The following is a 15,576-nucleotide window of genomic DNA, read 5'->3' as shown; positions in this document are numbered from 1 at the left end:
GCACCGTGTCGACCGTACATTCCACGCCCGAGCGCGAGCGCGAGGCCTCGCGACCGACCTCGCCGCCGGGGCCGCCACCCGCCCCGACCGGCGGGGGGCGGCCCGGCCGCCGCAGCCCGCTCGTGCTGGCCGGGGGGCTCGCACTGTCCTGGCTGGTGCCGGCCGGGCTGGTCACGCTGCACCTGGGCGTGGTGCTGCTGCCGCTGCTGCTGCTCGCGATAGCCGCCGTGATCAGGGTCGGCGGCGTGCTGCTGGACCGGCTGTTCGTGGCCGGGCTGCTGCTGGCCGGCTCGGTGCTGACCTTCGGTCTGCTCTTCTCGCTCTGGCCGTGGGGCCTGTCGCCGATCCCCACCACCGGTCTGATGTTCAGCGTGGTGACGGTGGCCGCCTGGGCCGCCCGCCGCGCGCCGCGGCTGCCGGTGCGCTTCCGCTGGTCCGACCTGCTGGTCCTGGGCACCGGCTACGGCATCTGGCACTACCTCTTCCACCCCGTCGCGGGGACGTCGGCGGCCGAGCGGGTCGCGCTGTTCGCCACCTCCGAGGACCGCCTCGCGCACTTCTCCTTCTTCTCCGGCATCCAGGGCGTCGGCGGCTTCAACTTCCTCCACCAGGAGGCCGCCCGGAACTTCCTGATCCCGCCGTCCGAGGTGACGTACCCGCAGGGCTCGCACTTCCTGCTGGCCTGGGTCGACGCGGTGGTCCACTCCGGCGCCGACCCCGGCGACATGCTCTACACGATGAACCGGTACTTCCTGTACCTGCTGCTGGCCTACGCGCTGTTCTGCGCCGCGCTGGTCTGGGCCGCCCGGTGGATCGCCGGGCCGCGGCTGTACGGGTGGCGGTGCGCCGCGGTGTGCGCGAGCGTCGGCGCCCTCATGTTCGCGAGCAACTACACGGACCTGCTGATCCACGGCTTCGACTCGACCTTCATCGGCCTGCTGCTGATCGCGCTCGCGCTCGCCGTGCTGATCCGCCCCGCGATGGGCCCCGTCGAGTTCCTGCTGGCCGCCTCGGCCGGTCTGATCACCGTCACCTACACCTACAACATCTACGGCGCCTTCGTGGGCGTGGCCCTGCTGGGCGCGGTGGTGGTGCACCGGCGCAGGCTCCCGTGGAGCTGGTGGTGGACCGCCGGCGCGCTGGCGTGCGCGCTGGGCGTGGCGGCGCTGCCGAGCGTCCTCTCGCTGATGGGCGACCTGGACGTGGCCGGCGCCTCGAACATGAGCGGCCCGAGCGTCGAGGCCGACCGCGCGGTGCTGATCGGCGGCGGGCTGCTCGGCCTGCTCGCCGCGGCCATGCCGCGCTACCGCAGGACCGCCTCCGGCCAGGCCCACCTCGCGGTGCTGCTCGGCACCGGCGCGCTGCTCAGCGCCTTCGCCGCGTACCAGCTGCACAGCATCGGGCGGTACTCCTACTACATCCACAAGATGACGGCCGTCGGCGTCGTGGTCAGCCTGATCTCGCTCGGCGCCGTCGGGATCGCCCTCCAGCCCGCGTACCGGGGGAGCGCCCGCACGCTGCGGCGGCGGGCCGGCGAGCTGGTGGCCTCCGGGCTGGCCGTGGCCGCCGCGCTCAGCCTCTTCGCCAACGTGCAGTGGGGCTTCCTGACCACCGAGGACAACCCCTCGGCGTGGTCCGGCAACCGGCTGGTGGTCTGGGGGCGCGGCGAGTTCAAGGGGGACATGGGCCCCAAGGGCGCGGCGGCGCTGGACATCCCGAGCGCGGGCCCGGTGATCGTGCTCTTCGCCAACGACGACTACAAGAACCTCAAGGCCACCTGGCTCGCCTCGCTGATGAACCGGCGCGGCGGCGACATGGCGGCGCTCTACGACATCCACTGGGTGTCGATCGGCGGCCCCCAGGTGAAGGAGGAGGACTACCAGAAGTCGATGGGTCGCCTCAAGGGCGCCATCGCCAAGCTCCCGGCCGCGCCGGTGCGGCCGACCATCGTGACCGCGGACCGGTCGGTGGGCGAACGGATCAAGCGGGACCTGGCCGCGGCCGGTGTCACGGTGACGGTGCTGAGCGATCCTCAGAACCTCTGGACGGAGCCGTGGGGCCGTACCTTCCCCGGTGGCTGACGGTGGGACCCACCGTCATCGGATGTTCACGCCCACCCGCTACTATTCACAGCAATCGCACGGCCGGGCCGGCCTCGTGCGGAGACGTGTGGCAAGGTCGGCCGATGAATTCGGTGATCATGTGATGAAGAACCCGATCGCCAAGCTGCTTGGGGTCCTACCCCCGGGGGCGCGGCTCGTGATCGGTGGGACGGTCGTGCTCGGCGCCTCGGCGTACGTCTACATGGCGCTCGTGGGCTACAGCCTCGGGACGGCCGGCGCAGCCAGGGTGACGATGCTCTGGACCATCGTGATGTCGATCGGCTGGGGCCTGTTCCAGCCCGTCGAGCTCGAACTGACGCGCCTGGTCGCCGCCCGCAAGGTGGCCGGGCACGGCGCGCTGCCGGCGGTCCGGCGGATGCTGCTGCTCGCCCTGGCCATCCTCGCGGCGGCCTGCGCCCTGCTGGCCGCCGCCGCGGGCCCGATCGCCGACCAGCTGTTCGGCGGCGACCGCACGCTCGTGGTGGCGCTCGCCGGCGGCATGGCGGGCCTCGCGGTGAGCTCGGTCTCCCGCGGCGCGCTGGCCGGCCTCGGCCTGTTCGGGCCCTACGGCACCCAGCTGGCCGTCGACGGCGCCCTGCGCATCGGCCTGGCCGCGCTGACCGCCGCGATCGGACTGCACTCGGCACTGGCCTTCGGCCTGATCCTGGTGGTCGCCCCCGTCGCCGCCTCGCTGATCGGCCTGCGCGGCATCCTCGCGGACCGCGCGCCCGGGCCCGAGGTCGCCTGGCGCCAGCTCACCGGCGGCCTCGGCCTGCTGATCGCCTCCGTGATGCTCAGCCAGCTGGTGGTCAACGCGACCGTCGTCTGCGTTCGCCTGCTGGCGCCGAAGCACTCCGAGGCCTCCGACGCCCTGGTCTTCGCCCTCGGCCAGGCCGTGGTGATGGCCCGCGTCCCGCTCTTCGCCTACAGCGCCCTGCAGGCCTCGATGGTCTCCGCGCTCTCCGGCGCCGCCGCGGCCGGCGACCACGCCGAGTTCCGCAAGGTGCTGACCCGCACCACCGCGATCGTCGCCGCGATGTGCATCGGCGGCGGCCTGCCGGTGATCGCCCTCGGCGCCTGGCTCAACCCGCTGCTCTTCAACGCCAAGGACCTGCTCGGCCCGCTGGACTTCGCGTGGCTCGTCCTCGGCACCCTCTGCTACGTCCTCGCGACGGTCTTCGGCCAGGCGCTGATGTCGAGCGGGCAGCACCGCCGGCAGCTGGTGGGCTGGTCCGCCGGTTCCGTAGCATTGGTAGCCGTCGCGCTCGCCCCCGGCGCCGTCGGCGTGCGCGCCGAGCTCGCGTACCTCGCCGGAGCGCTGGTCAGCGCCGTCCTGATGCTCTGGTCGCTGTACCGGGCGTTCCCCTCGCGTCCCGCCCCCGGGCACACCGGGCTGGACGACCGCGGTGCGGCCGAGCCGCTGCGGACCTCGTGAGGGCGGGGGACGTGACCGTGATTGGCCGACGACGCCCGTGATCACCACCGACGACAGACAGACCCAGGCACGCGCCGCCGTGCCGTTCGCCAAGCATGGAGCCCCCTGTGTCCGAGTATGACAACGTCTGGCTGGTGATCCCGGCCTACAACGAAGGCCAGGTGATCGCCGACGTCGTGGAAGGGGCACGCAAGACCTTCCCCAACATCGTGGTGATCGACGACGGCTGCACCGACGACACGGCCAAGCACGTCATGACGACCGGCGCGCACCTGGTGCGCCACCCGGTCAACCTGGGCCAGGGCGCCGCCCTGCAGACCGGCCTGCGGTACGCCCTGGAGCAGGAGGGCGCGGAGTACTTCGCCACCTTCGACGCGGACGGCCAGCACCAGACGGCCGACGTCGAGAAGATGGTCGCGCTGCTGCGCGGCGGCGAGGCCGACATCGTGCTCGGCTCCCGCTTCATCGAGCAGACCGGCCAGGTGCCGTGGATCAAGCGGGTCGTGCTCCGCACCGCCGCGGCCGTCAGCCCGACCGCCCGCAAGCTCAAGCTGACCGACGCGCACAACGGTCTGCGGGTGATGAACCGCGAGGCCGCCAGCCGGATCCGGATCACCATGAACGGCATGGCGCACGCCTCGGAGATCGTTTCCTTCCTCGCCGGCTCGGACCTCCGGGTCGCCGAGGTCCCGGTGGACATCCTCTACACCGACTACTCGCGCGCCAAGGGCCAGTCCCTGATCAACGGCGTGAACATCCTCTTCGACATCTCGCTGCGGGAGCGTAACCGCCGATGAATCACCTCTGGATTCAGCTGATCCTCGTCCTGGCCGCGGTGGCCATGGCCCTCCTGTTCGTCCGGCGCTGGGACGCCGCGAACACCCGGGCGTGGAAGCGCATCGCCTTCGCGCTGTTCGTGATCGCCAACGTGATCGCGATCCTGTGGCCGGCCGGCGTCACCAAGCTGGCCACCGCGCTGGGCGTGGGCCGCGGCACCGACCTGGTGCTCTACCTGATGGTGATCGCCATGGGCTTCCTGACGCTCAACACCTACCTGCGCTTCCGCTCGCTGGAGAAGAAGCTCACGGACCTGGCCCGTACGGTCGCCATCACCGAGGGCGTCCGCCACAACAACGACCGCCTCGACGCCCCGGTCGGCTCCGACCGCTGACCCGCCTCCCGCTGCGAGGGCCGAGGGCCGCGCGCCCGGCACCGACGGCCGAGGGCCGGCACCCCGAACGGGGTGCCGGCCCTCGGCCGTGTCCGGGGGCGCTCAGCCCCGGACCAGGGCCTCCACCAGGGTCTCCAGCCGACCGGCCCCCTGGGTGGTGGTGGGGGTGGGCTTGGGGGCGTGCGGGTACGGGCTGCCGCCCTCCTGGCAGCTCAGCACCCGGTACTCGGGCTTCTGCTGGTTCTCCTGGTCCTTCCTGATCTTCGCGGCCTGGTCGAAGACCGCCGGCGGCACCGGGTCGACGCACTGCGCGGCGTCCGCGTAGGGCGAGCAGACGCCGTTCAGCCCGCGCAGGACCTGGGCGGTGTGGGCGAGGTTGCCGGTGCTGTCGATCCGGGCGGCGGGCTCGGGCATGTACCGGCTGCCGGTGGACGAGCCGGCCATGCCGATCAGCAGGCCGAGCGCGCACAGCGAGGCCAGCGCGTAGCGGCGGGGCGTGCGCCCGGGCCGCTCGGGGTGCTCCCGGGGAACGGTCCGGTGCCGCCGTTCCAGGAGGCGCTCGACGCCGAGGAACAGGGCCAGGCCGGTGAGCACGACGAAGCAGTAGAGCAGCTGCTGGTTGGTGCGCGGGTAGAGCATCACCGCCTGGTCCTTCCACATGTGGGAGGCGTACCAGTAGCGCATCAGGAAGGCGCTCGCCGCGGCGGCCGCGGTGGCCAGCACCACGGAGTTGCGCGGGCCGACCACGAGCGCGGCGGCGGCCCCGACCAGCAGCACGACGGCGAACAGGCCGACGCCGCCGATCTCGCCGGGCTGCGGCCAGGCGCCGAGCCCGAGGCCGCCGGGCATGTCGCCGCCCCACATCGTGAAGTAGCTGGGCTCCGTGTAGACGTCGAAGTAGCAGTAGCGGTCGACGGCGCCGCCCGCGGAGGAGAGGAACCGGGTGAGGTAGAAGCCGGACACCGCGACGAAGACCGCGCCGGCCGAGCCGACCAGCAGCAGGGCCGTCACCAGGGCGGGGGTGCCGTGGGTGCGCCACTGGCGGACCAGCAGGACGAAGCCCATCAGCACCAGGCCGGCCGCGGACCAGACGAACCAGCCCGAGTACAGCAGGAACAGCAGCCCGAGCACCGCCCCGACGACGGCGCCCAGGACGGCCGCGCGGCGGCGGCCGAGGAGCTGGGAGCGCTGGATCAGCTGCAGCAGCTTGGCCAGCACCGGCAGCAGCCCGACCAGCACGATCGTGGTGTACGGCTTGTACGGGTCGGCCAGCGGGAGCGAGGCGGTGACGCCGATGCCGAGGGCCCACAGCGGGGGGAGGATGAGCCGCCAGGCCACGTAGGCCGTCGGTCCGAGCAGCGCGATGAACACCAGGCTGACGATCTTCAGCGCGTGGCCCGGGTCGCCGTCGGTGAAGTGCCGGGTGTACCAGCCGAGCAGGTGGGGGAAGAGCGGCGGGTAGGTGTCGTCGATCGGCTGGCCGTGGATGATGTTGAAGGCCCAGCCCTGGAGGACTCCGGCGTCGCCGCCCTGACCGCCGAGCGGCCAGGGGGTGCCGCGGAGTGCGAGCGAGACGGCCGCGGCGAGGACGCCGCTGGAGAGGCCGGCGAATATCGCGGCGCCGAATTGCAGCGGGAGCACCGGCCACCGGCGCATCACGAGCAGCAGAAGTCCGACGGTGCCGCCCATCGCGAGCAGCAGGACGAGTTGCAGACCGGCGAGTCCGCTGACCTGACCGACCCGCACCATGGGATCGACGTGGACGAACCGGGCCGCCCAGGTCATGAGCAGGGCGGCGGACACCCCGACGAAGCCCTCGACCGGGAGCCACCAGGCTGAACTCTGACGCCCGTTCATCCGTTGAACGGGAGGGGGAGTCACCGGTATCGCATGCGACCGCCGAGGCCTATTGGCGTGCTGCGGAACGCTGATGGTCATCGAGTGGAGCCCTTCAGAACCCGGATCGCCGGGGGCCGACATGTCGCTCCGAAGGTATCCTATTGGTCCAGACCACATTTGCGAAGGTGTGGATGTTTTGAAAACGGGGGAAATCCGGACATCGTCGGGACGATTCATTTCCGGGTCGCCCGCCGGACGCATTTCCGTGCGCCGGAATTTCCCTTTCGGGCCCCTTGCGCCGCGGTTCGCCCGGGCTCCGGGCCCGGGTGGGCGGACCGGCCGACGCACCGGCCGGGCAAAGCTGGTTGACTTGGCTCGCCCTGCGGCCGCGGCCGGGCGGCACCGAAGCGTGATCCAGGACCAGGAGGTGCGGCGCCGTTATGAGCGTCGATTTCGTCATCCCGTACTACGGCGACCCGGAGTACCTGTTCGCCACCATCGACAGCATCCGGGCCCAGCACCAGCAGGACTGGCGGCTGACCATCGTGGATGACCAGTACCCGGGCACCCGGGCGCTCGAGTACATCGAGAGCCTGGACGACGAACGGATCCGGTACGTCCGCAACGAGGAGCGGCTCGGCCCGAACGGCAACACCTACAAGGCCTCCACCCTGGCCGAGCGCGAGTTCGTCTCGATGATGGGCGCCGACGACCTGCTGGAGCCCGACTACCTGGACGTCGTCCTGGAGCGCCTGCGGGCCGACCCGACCGCGATCGCCGTCCAGCCCGGCGTGCGGGTGATGGACAGCGACGGGAACCTGGTGCCCGCGCTCGGCATCGGCGACAAGGTCAAGCGCCGGATCAGCGCCCCGGCCCGCAAGGCCGGCGTGATCGGCGGCGAGGCCGCGGTGAAGAGCCTGCTCTCCGGCAACTGGCTCTACACGCCGTCGCTCACCTACCGCCAGTCCGCGCTGTCGAAGATCCCGTACCGCCCGGACATCGACGCCATCCACGACCTCGCCTTCATGGTCGACATGCTGATGGAGGGCGGCAACCTGCTGGTCGACGAGCGCGAGGTGTTCCGCTACCGCCGCCACCAGGCCAGCGACTCCTCGAACCGGGTCAAGGACGGCAAGCGCTTCGACGAGGAGCTGCGCTACTACACGCTGATCTCCAAGGAGCTGCGCGCCAAGGGTTGGACGGCCGCGGCCCGCTCGGCGGACCTGCACCTCTCCTCCCGCCTGCACGCCCTGATGGTCGCCGCCGGGCGCCTCGGCGCGGGTGACTTCGCCCACGCCGGCGCCATGGTCGGCCGCGCCGTCCGCAGCAGCTGACCAGGCACTGAGCGGCCGTCGCGGGCCGACGCCCGGAGCCCGGGCTCCGGGCGGCGGTTTTATGATGTCCGCTGTTCTCCGATCGCCGACCACCACGCCACTCCATGCCACTCACCGGACGTGGCCACCGCACGGAAGTGACTGACATGACTGATCTGGCCACCAGCCCGGTCGGCGGCTCCCAGGCGGAGTCCCGACAATCGGAGGGCGCGATCGCCGCCCGCCTCGGGCGCATGGACGGCCTGCTGGCACGGCCCTGGGCGGTGCGCTCGGCCGAGGCCCTGGTCTCGATCGTGGCGGCCTTCGTCTTCACGCTGCTCTGCACCCGCATCAACGTCAACCCGCTCAACCGGGTCGGTCAGGTCAGCGGCCTGGCCATGGTGCAGAAGTACGCGGCCGTCGTGGGCCTGCCCGTCCTCGCGGTGCTGCTCTACGCCGCCTACCGGGGCAGCCTGGCCCGCTACCAGGTGCTCCAGCGGCTGGTCTGCGCGGCCGTCGCGGGCCTGGCCACCGGCGTGGTCGCCGGCGGCATCGCGGTGGCACTGAACGGCACCGACTGGGGCCTCGGCGGCCAGGAGGGCGACCCGGGCAACCTCATGGGCATGGCCAACGACATGCTGCGCGGCCAGGGCCTGCCCGGCGTCTACCCGCCCGGCTTCCCGGCCGTGCTGGCGGTCTGGTCGAAGCTGTTCTACGGCGGCGTCGGCGGCGTCGGCTACGCCATGAAGGACGTCCAGCTGATCTGCAGCGCGCTGGTCGGCCCGATGGCCTACCTGTCCTGGCGCCTGCTGCTGCGCCCGGTCTGGGCGCTGCTGATCGCCGTCCCGGCGGCGATCCTCTTCCTGGACCCGATCCGGCCGTACAGCCACGTCACCATGCTGGTCATGGTGCCGATGCTGGCCGGGGCCCTGCGCGAGCTGCGCCGGGCGCACGAGCTGAGCACGCGCTCCACCGTGCTGCGCGGGGTCGGCTTCGGCGCCTCCTTCGGCGTGATGTTCCTCTGGTACTCGGGCTGGTTCGTCTGGGCCGCGCCGGGCGTCTTCGTCCTGACGCTGTTCCTGGTGCCGTGGCGCCGGGGTGCCGCCCGGGTCAAGCGCGCGCTGCTGTTCCTGGCCGCGACCCTGGTCAGCGCCGGCGTGGTGGGCTCGCCGCTGCTGTACGAGCTGGTCAAGGGCGGCGCCCAGGCCACGGACCGGTACGCCTACCTCTCGGTGTACATCGACCCGGCGTACATCATGAGCTGGGCCTCGGACCGCAACGGCGACCTGACGTACCACAACTTCCCCTGGCACGGTGAGCTCGCCGGGCAGAGCGCCTACACGCTGCTGCTGCTGGCCGGCGTCGCGCTGGCGCTCGGCCTCGGGCTGCGCAGCATCACCGTCCGGACCACCGCGGCGACCCTGATCAGCGCCTGGCTGCTGCGCTTCTACTTCGCCTCGCACCTGGCCAAGGACAAGGCCGTCATGCTGTACCCGCGCACCACCTGGATCATCCTCTACGCGCTGATGATCCTCGCGGTGCTCGGCCTGATGTTCGTCGTCCAGCGGGGTGCCGGCTGGCTGCGGACGGTGCAGCGCGTCGGCACCGACGGCGGGCCCGTGCCGCTGACCCTGCGCCCGGCCGTCACCGGCCGGCTGGTCGCCGGCGCGGTCTGCGCGGTGGCGCTGTTCGCCACCATGGCCGCCTCCTGGTCCGCGGACCGCTACATGCCGACCACCAAGCCGGAGTTCGTGCCGACGGCCGACGCCAAGGGCATCGACATGGGTGCGGACGCCTGGCGCGCCCACATCCTGGTGAACCGCGACGGCAAGTGCCCGAAGTACGACCCGGCCGGGCCGACGGACTGCGCACCGGTGAACAAGCAGCTCAAGGAGTACAACAACGAGCCCGACAAGGGCCGGCTGTGGTGCGCCAACGTGACCGGCGAGGAGTGGGCGCTCACCTGCGGCAGCAAGCGGCCCTGGTGACGCCGGGGCCCGGCGCCGCGCGCCGCTGAGGACGGTCACCCGAACGGGGCCGGTGAGGGAGACCTCACCGGCCCCGATTGGCATCCGGGCTGCTCCATGTGGCAGTATGTCCAAGTTGCTCGGTTGAGTGCCGATGCTGCGCGCCTCCCGCCGGGAGGACCGGAAGCGAGTCCCACGTACTCGTCGTTCCCGTGATGGCCGTTAAGCGTGAAGTCGACGCCACGGCAGCTGCGGGGCGAAAGTACGGGAATCTTCCGGGAAGCGTATGCGGGGCCTCGATCCGGCACCCCCCACCCCGGAAAGTTTGAAACCGACGATCTCTTCGCCGGTTTTTTGCAAGCGCGAGTGCGACACGCCCGAGCGCGGGGGTCGGAGGGGAGGTCGTGCAGTGACTAAGACAGAAGGACTACTGAGTAGCCATGGCGGGACAGAAGATCCGCATCCGGCTCAAGGCCTACGACCACGAGGTCATCGACTCCTCGGCGAAGAAGATCGTCGAGACGGTGATCCGGACTGGTGCGCAGGTCGCAGGCCCGGTGCCGCTGCCCACTGAGAAGAACGTGTACTGCGTCATCCGCTCGCCGCACAAGTACAAGGACTCGCGCGAGCACTTCGAGATGCGTACTCACAAGCGTCTGATCGACATCCTCGACCCCACGCCGAAGACGGTTGACTCGCTGATGCGTCTCGACCTGCCGGCCGGCGTCGACATCGAGATCAAGCTCTGAGAGGCGCACCGAAGATGGCTAAGCAGATTAAGGGCATCCTGGGCGAGAAGCTCGGCATGACCCAGGTCTGGGACGAGAACAACCGGGTCGTCCCGGTGACCGTCGTCAAGGCTGGGCCCAATGTCGTGACCCAGGTCCACACCGCCGACAGCCCGGCCGGCTACGACGCCGTCCAGATCGGCTTCGGCGAGATCGACCCCCGCAAGGTGAACAAGCCCCTCGCGGGTCACTTCGCCAAGGCCGGTGTCACCCCGCGCCGCCACCTGGTCGAGCTCCGTACCTCGGACGCGTCCGAGTACACCCTGGGCCAGGAGATCACCGCCGAGCTGTTCGAGGCGGGTGTCAAGGTCGACGTGACCGGCACCTCCAAGGGCAAGGGCTTCGCCGGTGTCATGAAGCGCCACAACTTCCGTGGTCTCGGCGCCGGTCACGGCACCCAGCGCAAGCACCGTTCGCCCGGTTCCATCGGTGGCTGCGCCACCCCGGGCCGTGTGTTCAAGGGCCTGCGCATGGCTGGTCGGATGGGTCACGAGCGTGTGACCACCCAGAACCTGACCGTGCACGCGGTCGACGCGGAGAAGGGTCTGCTGCTCATCAAGGGCGCCGTCCCGGGCCCGAACGGCGGCCTCGTCCTCGTCCGCACCGCGGCGAAGGGGCTGTGAGGAAATGAGCACCATTGACATCCTGTCGCCGGCTGGCGACAAGACCGGCAGCATCGAGCTGCCGGCCGAGATCTTCGACGCGAAGGTCAGCGTTCCGCTGATGCACCAGGTCGTCGTGGCGCAGCTCGCTGCGGCCCGTCAGGGCACCCACAAGACCAAGACTCGTGGCGAGGTCCGCGGTGGCGGCAAGAAGCCGTACCGCCAGAAGGGCACCGGCCGCGCCCGTCAGGGCTCGACCCGTGCGCCGCAGTTCGCCGGCGGTGGCGTCGTGCACGGTCCCGTGCCGCGCGACTACTCGCAGCGGACCCCGAAGAAGATGATCGCCGCCGCCCTGCGCGGTGCGCTCACCGACCGGGCCCGCCACAACCGCATCCACGTCATCACCGACGTGACCGCGACCGAGGCGCCGTCGACCAAGGCCGCCAAGAGCCTGTTCGGCAAGATCACCGAGCGCAAGAACGTCCTCCTGGTCGTCGAGCGTTCGGACGAGCTGGGCCTCAAGTCCGCTCGCAACCTGCCGCACGTGCACATCCTGGACGCCGGTCAGCTGAACACCTACGACGTGCTCGTCTCCGACGATGTGGTCTTCACCCAGGCCGCCTTCGAGCGTTTCGTGGCCGGTCCGGCCGCGTCCGCCAAGGCCGTTGCCGCTGAGGGCGAGCTCGAAGGGAGCGCCGCCTGATGAGCGACGTTACGAGCAAGACGTTCACGGACCCCCGTGACGTCCTGGTGAAGCCGGTCATCTCCGAGAAGAGCTACAGCCTTCTCGACGAGAACAAGTACACGTTCATCGTGTCGCCGGGCGCCAACAAGACCCAGATCAAGCAGGCCGTCGAGGCGGTCTTCTCGGTCAAGGTCGAGGCTGTCAACACGATCAACCGTCAGGGCAAGCGCAAGCGGTCCAAGACGGGCTTTGGCAAGCGCAAGGACACCAAGCGCGCCATCGTGACGCTGGCCGAGGGCAACCGCATCGACATCTTCGGTGGTCCGGTCTCCTGAACAAGGAGATCGTGATCGTCGATTAGGACGAGGACGAGAGAGCCAAATGGGCATCCGCAAGTACAAGCCGACTACGCCGGGCCGTCGTGGCTCCAGCGTGGCCGACTTCGTAGAAATCACGCGGTCCACGCCGGAGAAGTCGCTGGTTCGCCCCCTGCACAGCAAGGGCGGCCGTAACAACGCCGGTCGTGTCACCGCTCGCCACCAGGGTGGCGGTCACAAGCGCGCCTACCGCGTGATCGACTTCCGTCGTCACGACAAGGACGGCGTGCCGGCCAAGGTCGCGCACATCGAGTACGACCCGAACCGCACCGCGCGCATCGCGCTCCTGCACTACGCGGACGGCGAGAAGCGCTACATCATCGCGCCGCGCGGCATCACGCAGGGCGACCGGATCGAGAACGGCGCTGGCGCCGACATCAAGCCGGGCAACAACCTGCCGCTGCGCAACATCCCGGTCGGTACCACCATCCACGCGGTTGAGCTGCGTCCCGGCGGCGGTGCCAAGCTGGCCCGCTCCGCCGGCTCCGGCATCCAGCTGCTGGCGCGTGAGGGCAAGATGGCGCACCTGCGCATGCCCTCCGGTGAGATTCGCCTGGTCGACGCCCGCTGCCGCGCCACCATCGGTGAGGTCGGCAACGCCGAGCAGTCGAACATCAACTGGGGCAAGGCCGGCCGTATGCGCTGGAAGGGCGTCCGCCCGACCGTGCGTGGTGTCGCCATGAACCCGATCGACCACCCGCACGGTGGTGGTGAGGGTAAGACCTCCGGTGGTCGCCACCCGGTCTCGCCGTGGGGTAAGCCCGAGGGCCGTACCCGTCGCCCGAACAAGGCGTCGGACAAGCTCATCGTGCGCCGCCGCAAGACCAACAAGAAGCGCTAGGAGCAGGTCAGATGCCGCGCAGTCTCAAGAAGGGCCCCTTCATCGACGGCCACCTCATCAAGAAGGTGGACGTTCAGAACGAGGCGGGTACCCAGAACGTCATCAAGACCTGGTCCCGTCGTTCCGTGATCTCCCCGAGCATGCTCGGTCACACGATCGCGGTCCACGATGGCCGCAAGCACGTCCCGGTGTTCGTCACCGAGTCGATGGTCGGCCACAAGCTCGGCGAGTTCGCTCCGACCCGCACGTTCCGCGGTCACGTCAAGGACGACCGCAAGTCGAAGCGTCGCTAAGTCGCCTGAGCTTCAGCGCCAGAACGACTCAATGACTTACTCCATTAAGGGGACAACCATGGAAGCCAGGGCCCAGGCGCGGTACATCCGCGTCACGCCCATGAAGGCCCGCCGCGTGGTGGACCTCATCCGTGGCCTGAACGCCACGGAGGCCCAGGCCGTCCTGCGTTTCGCTCCGCAGGCCGCCACCGTGCCGGTCGGCAAGGTGCTCGACAGCGCCATTGCCAACGCCGCGCACAACTACAACCACTCCAACGTGGACGACCTCTACATCTCTGAGGCGTACGTTGACGAGGGCCCGACCCTGAAGCGGTTCCGTCCGCGCGCCCAGGGCCGTGCCTACCGGATCCGCAAGCGGACCAGCCACATCACCGTGGTCGTCAGCAGCAAGGAAGGGACCCGGTAATGGGCCAGAAGGTTAACCCGCACGGGTTCCGCCTCGGCATCAGCACGGACTTCAAGTCCCGCTGGTACGCCGACAAGCTGTACAAGGACTACGTCAAGGAAGACGTCGCCATTCGTCGCATGATGACGAAGGGCATGGAGCGCGCCGGCATCTCCAAGGTCGAGATCGAGCGCACCCGCGACCGCGTCCGCGTTGACATCCACACCGCCCGCCCCGGCATCGTCATCGGCCGCCGTGGCACCGAGGCCGACCGCATCCGCGGCGACCTCGAGAAGCTGACCGGCAAGCAGGTCCAGCTGAACATCCTCGAGGTCAAGAACCCCGAGCTGGACGCCCAGCTCGTGGCTCAGGGCGTCGCGGAGCAGCTGTCCTCCCGCGTGTCGTTCCGCCGTGCCATGCGCAAGTCGATGCAGGGCACCATGAAGTCCGGCGCCAAGGGCATCAAGGTCCAGTGCTCCGGTCGTCTCGGCGGCGCCGAGATGAGCCGTTCGGAGTTCTACCGCGAGGGCCGTGTGCCGCTGCACACCCTGCGCGCGAACGTCGACTACGGCTTCTTCGAGGCCAAGACCACCTTCGGCCGCATCGGCGTGAAGGTCTGGATCTACAAGGGCGACGTCAAGAACATCGCCGAGGTCCGCGCTGAGAACGCCGCTGCCCGCTCGGGCAACCGCCCGGCCCGTCCCGAGGGTGGTCGTCCCGCCCGCGGTGGCGAGCGCCGTGGTGGCGAGCGCGGTGGCCGCGGCCGTCGTCCCGCCGCTGCCGAGGCCCCCGCGGCCCCGGTCGCCGAGGCTCCGGCTGCCGAGAACACCGGAACGGAGGCCTGACCGCAATGCTGATCCCCCGTCGGGTCAAGCACCGCAAGCAGCACCACCCGAAGCGTCGCGGCGCTTCCAAGGGTGGCACCGAGCTGGCGTTCGGCCAGTTCGGCATCCAGGCCGTGACCCCGGCCTACGTGACGAACCGTCAGATCGAGTCCGCTCGTATCGCGATCACCCGTCACATCCGCCGTGGCGGCAAGGTCTGGATCAACATCTACCCGGACCGTCCGCTGACCAAGAAGCCGGCCGAGACCCGCATGGGTTCCGGTAAGGGTTCGCCGGAGTGGTGGATCGCGAACGTGCACCCGGGTCGGGTCATGTTCGAGCTGTCGTACCCGAACGAGAAGGTTGCTCGCGAGGCGCTCACCCGCGCCGCGCACAAGCTGCCGATGAAGTGCCGGATCGTCCGGCGCGAGGACGGTGAGAGCTGATGTCGGCCGCTACCAAGGCTGCTGAGCTTCGCTCGCTGGACAACGAGGGTCTCGTTGCCAAGCTTCGCGAGGCCAAGGAGGAGCTGTTCAACCTCCGCTTCCAGGCGGCGACCGGGCAGCTCGACAACCACGGACGGCTCAAGCTCGTCCGTAAGGACATCGCGCGGATCTACACCCTGATGCGCGAGCGCGAGCTGGGCATCGAGACGGTGGAGAACGCCTGATGACTGAGAACACCAACGAGACGCGCGGTTTCCGCAAGACCCGTGAGGGTCTCGTCGTCAGCGACAAGATGGACAAGACCGTCGTCGTCGCCGTCGAGGACCGCGTCAAGCACGCTCTGTACGGCAAGGTCATCCGCCGTACGAACAAGCTGAAGGCGCACGACGAGGCCAACGCCTGCGGCATCGGCGACCGGGTCCTCCTCGCGGAGACCCGCCCGCTGTCCGCGACGAAGCGCTGGCGCGTCGTCGAGATCCTCGAGAAGGCCAAGTAACGAAGCCGATGT

18 protein-coding genes are annotated in these 15,576 nt (G+C 70.1%); 17 read left to right on the top strand and 1 reads right to left on the bottom strand.

Features of this window, described 5'->3' with window-relative positions:
- Positions 1–5 precede the first annotated feature (5 nt).
- The 4 genes from ACIA8Q_RS09150 (at position 6) to ACIA8Q_RS09135 (ending at position 4,708) form a co-directional block, all read left to right on the top strand.
- Positions 6–2,081, top strand: coding sequence for a hypothetical protein (locus ACIA8Q_RS09150; protein ID WP_360209113.1), 2,076 nt, complete (start codon positions 6–8; stop codon positions 2,079–2,081).
- 124 nt (positions 2,082–2,205) lie between these two features.
- Positions 2,206–3,537 (top strand): hypothetical protein, encoded by a 1,332-nt coding sequence (locus tag ACIA8Q_RS09145; protein WP_360209111.1) that lies wholly within the window; start codon positions 2,206–2,208, stop codon positions 3,535–3,537.
- 107 nt (positions 3,538–3,644) lie between these two features.
- A complete protein-coding gene (locus ACIA8Q_RS09140) occupies positions 3,645–4,334 on the top strand; it encodes a glycosyltransferase family 2 protein (RefSeq protein WP_360209108.1) in 690 nt (229 codons plus the stop codon).
- Entirely contained in the window at positions 4,331–4,708 is a 378-nt protein-coding gene (locus tag ACIA8Q_RS09135) for a DUF2304 domain-containing protein (RefSeq protein ID WP_360209106.1), read from the top strand. Before ACIA8Q_RS09140 ends, ACIA8Q_RS09135 begins: the two co-directional genes overlap by 4 nt.
- Positions 4,709–4,810: 102 nt before the next feature.
- Here ACIA8Q_RS09135 and ACIA8Q_RS09130 read toward each other — a convergent pair whose 3' ends face one another.
- Entirely contained in the window at positions 4,811–6,565 is a 1,755-nt protein-coding gene (locus tag ACIA8Q_RS09130; RefSeq protein WP_396316936.1) for a hypothetical protein, read from the bottom strand.
- Positions 6,566–6,987: 422 nt separating this feature from the next.
- Between ACIA8Q_RS09130 and ACIA8Q_RS09125 the strand changes: the two genes are divergently transcribed.
- The 13 genes from ACIA8Q_RS09125 (at position 6,988) to rpsQ (ending at position 15,564) form a co-directional block, all read left to right on the top strand.
- Entirely contained in the window at positions 6,988–7,881 is an 894-nt protein-coding gene (locus ACIA8Q_RS09125; protein ID WP_360209101.1) for a glycosyltransferase, read from the top strand.
- Positions 7,882–8,027: 146 nt separating this feature from the next.
- Complete coding sequence (locus ACIA8Q_RS09120) at positions 8,028–9,848, top strand: hypothetical protein (protein ID WP_396316935.1); 1,821 nt, start codon at positions 8,028–8,030, stop codon at positions 9,846–9,848.
- Positions 9,849–10,267: 419 nt separating this feature from the next.
- Positions 10,268–10,576, top strand: a complete 309-nt coding sequence (rpsJ, locus tag ACIA8Q_RS09115; protein ID WP_012785157.1) for a 30S ribosomal protein S10 — start codon at positions 10,268–10,270, stop codon at positions 10,574–10,576.
- Positions 10,577–10,590: 14 nt separating this feature from the next.
- On the top strand, positions 10,591–11,238 hold the full coding sequence (rplC, locus tag ACIA8Q_RS09110) for a 50S ribosomal protein L3 (RefSeq protein ID WP_153460994.1): 648 nt from the start codon (positions 10,591–10,593) through the stop codon (positions 11,236–11,238).
- A 4-nt stretch (positions 11,239–11,242) separates the two neighbouring features.
- Positions 11,243–11,920: a 50S ribosomal protein L4 gene (gene rplD / locus ACIA8Q_RS09105; RefSeq protein WP_360209095.1), complete on the top strand. Its 678-nt coding sequence runs from the start codon at positions 11,243–11,245 to the stop codon at positions 11,918–11,920.
- Positions 11,920–12,237, top strand: coding sequence for a 50S ribosomal protein L23 (rplW, locus tag ACIA8Q_RS09100; RefSeq protein WP_030280768.1), 318 nt, complete (start codon positions 11,920–11,922; stop codon positions 12,235–12,237). The genes rplD and rplW overlap by 1 nt, the downstream gene beginning before the upstream one ends.
- Positions 12,238–12,283: 46 nt before the next feature.
- Positions 12,284–13,120: a 50S ribosomal protein L2 gene (gene rplB, locus ACIA8Q_RS09095; protein ID WP_360209092.1), complete on the top strand. Its 837-nt coding sequence runs from the start codon at positions 12,284–12,286 to the stop codon at positions 13,118–13,120.
- Positions 13,121–13,131: 11 nt separating this feature from the next.
- Complete coding sequence (rpsS, locus tag ACIA8Q_RS09090) at positions 13,132–13,413, top strand: 30S ribosomal protein S19 (protein WP_030232469.1); 282 nt, start codon at positions 13,132–13,134, stop codon at positions 13,411–13,413.
- 58 nt (positions 13,414–13,471) lie between these two features.
- Positions 13,472–13,819 carry a 50S ribosomal protein L22 gene (rplV, locus tag ACIA8Q_RS09085; protein WP_030232471.1) on the top strand — a complete coding sequence of 116 codons (348 nt, stop codon included), beginning with the start codon at positions 13,472–13,474 and terminating at the stop codon, positions 13,817–13,819.
- Positions 13,819–14,643, top strand: a complete 825-nt coding sequence (gene rpsC, locus ACIA8Q_RS09080) for a 30S ribosomal protein S3 (RefSeq protein WP_030055823.1) — start codon at positions 13,819–13,821, stop codon at positions 14,641–14,643. Before rplV ends, rpsC begins: the two co-directional genes overlap by 1 nt.
- Before the next feature lie 5 nt (positions 14,644–14,648).
- Positions 14,649–15,068, top strand: a complete 420-nt coding sequence (gene rplP, locus ACIA8Q_RS09075) for a 50S ribosomal protein L16 (protein ID WP_030300385.1) — start codon at positions 14,649–14,651, stop codon at positions 15,066–15,068.
- On the top strand, positions 15,068–15,292 hold the full coding sequence (gene rpmC, locus ACIA8Q_RS09070; RefSeq protein WP_030232478.1) for a 50S ribosomal protein L29: 225 nt from the start codon (positions 15,068–15,070) through the stop codon (positions 15,290–15,292). Before rplP ends, rpmC begins: the two co-directional genes overlap by 1 nt.
- Positions 15,292–15,564, top strand: a complete 273-nt coding sequence (rpsQ, locus tag ACIA8Q_RS09065) for a 30S ribosomal protein S17 (protein ID WP_030055826.1) — start codon at positions 15,292–15,294, stop codon at positions 15,562–15,564. The genes rpmC and rpsQ overlap by 1 nt, the downstream gene beginning before the upstream one ends.
- Positions 15,565–15,576 lie beyond the last annotated feature (12 nt).

The sequence above is a fragment of the Kitasatospora sp. NPDC051705 genome (assembly GCF_044453265.1).
Lineage (GTDB): Bacteria > Actinomycetota > Actinomycetes > Streptomycetales > Streptomycetaceae > Kitasatospora.
Note: the sequence above shows the minus strand (reverse complement) of the source record. Positions and strands in the feature narration are given on the sequence as shown.

Bases quoted from the DNA above. Each gene is read 5' to 3' on its own strand.
- rplP (WP_030300385.1), top strand. From the start codon at position 14,649: ATGCTGATCCCCCGTCGGGTCAAGCACCGCAAGCAGCACCACCCGAAG.
- rplD (WP_360209095.1), top strand. From the start codon at position 11,243: ATGAGCACCATTGACATCCTGTCGCCGGCTGGCGACAAGACCGGCAGC.
- rpsS (WP_030232469.1), top strand. From the start codon at position 13,132: ATGCCGCGCAGTCTCAAGAAGGGCCCCTTCATCGACGGCCACCTCATC.
- rpsC (WP_030055823.1), top strand. From the start codon at position 13,819: ATGGGCCAGAAGGTTAACCCGCACGGGTTCCGCCTCGGCATCAGCACG.
- ACIA8Q_RS09145 (WP_360209111.1), top strand. From the start codon at position 2,206: ATGAAGAACCCGATCGCCAAGCTGCTTGGGGTCCTACCCCCGGGGGCG.
- rplC (WP_153460994.1), top strand. From the start codon at position 10,591: ATGGCTAAGCAGATTAAGGGCATCCTGGGCGAGAAGCTCGGCATGACC.
- rplV (WP_030232471.1), top strand. From the start codon at position 13,472: ATGGAAGCCAGGGCCCAGGCGCGGTACATCCGCGTCACGCCCATGAAG.
- ACIA8Q_RS09120 (WP_396316935.1), top strand. From the start codon at position 8,028: ATGACTGATCTGGCCACCAGCCCGGTCGGCGGCTCCCAGGCGGAGTCC.
- rplW (WP_030280768.1), top strand. From the start codon at position 11,920: ATGAGCGACGTTACGAGCAAGACGTTCACGGACCCCCGTGACGTCCTG.
- rpmC (WP_030232478.1), top strand. From the start codon at position 15,068: ATGTCGGCCGCTACCAAGGCTGCTGAGCTTCGCTCGCTGGACAACGAG.
- rpsJ (WP_012785157.1), top strand. From the start codon at position 10,268: ATGGCGGGACAGAAGATCCGCATCCGGCTCAAGGCCTACGACCACGAG.
- ACIA8Q_RS09130 (WP_396316936.1), bottom strand. From the start codon at position 6,565: ATGAACGGGCGTCAGAGTTCAGCCTGGTGGCTCCCGGTCGAGGGCTTC.
- rplB (WP_360209092.1), top strand. From the start codon at position 12,284: ATGGGCATCCGCAAGTACAAGCCGACTACGCCGGGCCGTCGTGGCTCC.
- ACIA8Q_RS09135 (WP_360209106.1), top strand. From the start codon at position 4,331: ATGAATCACCTCTGGATTCAGCTGATCCTCGTCCTGGCCGCGGTGGCC.
- ACIA8Q_RS09125 (WP_360209101.1), top strand. From the start codon at position 6,988: ATGAGCGTCGATTTCGTCATCCCGTACTACGGCGACCCGGAGTACCTG.
- rpsQ (WP_030055826.1), top strand. From the start codon at position 15,292: ATGACTGAGAACACCAACGAGACGCGCGGTTTCCGCAAGACCCGTGAG.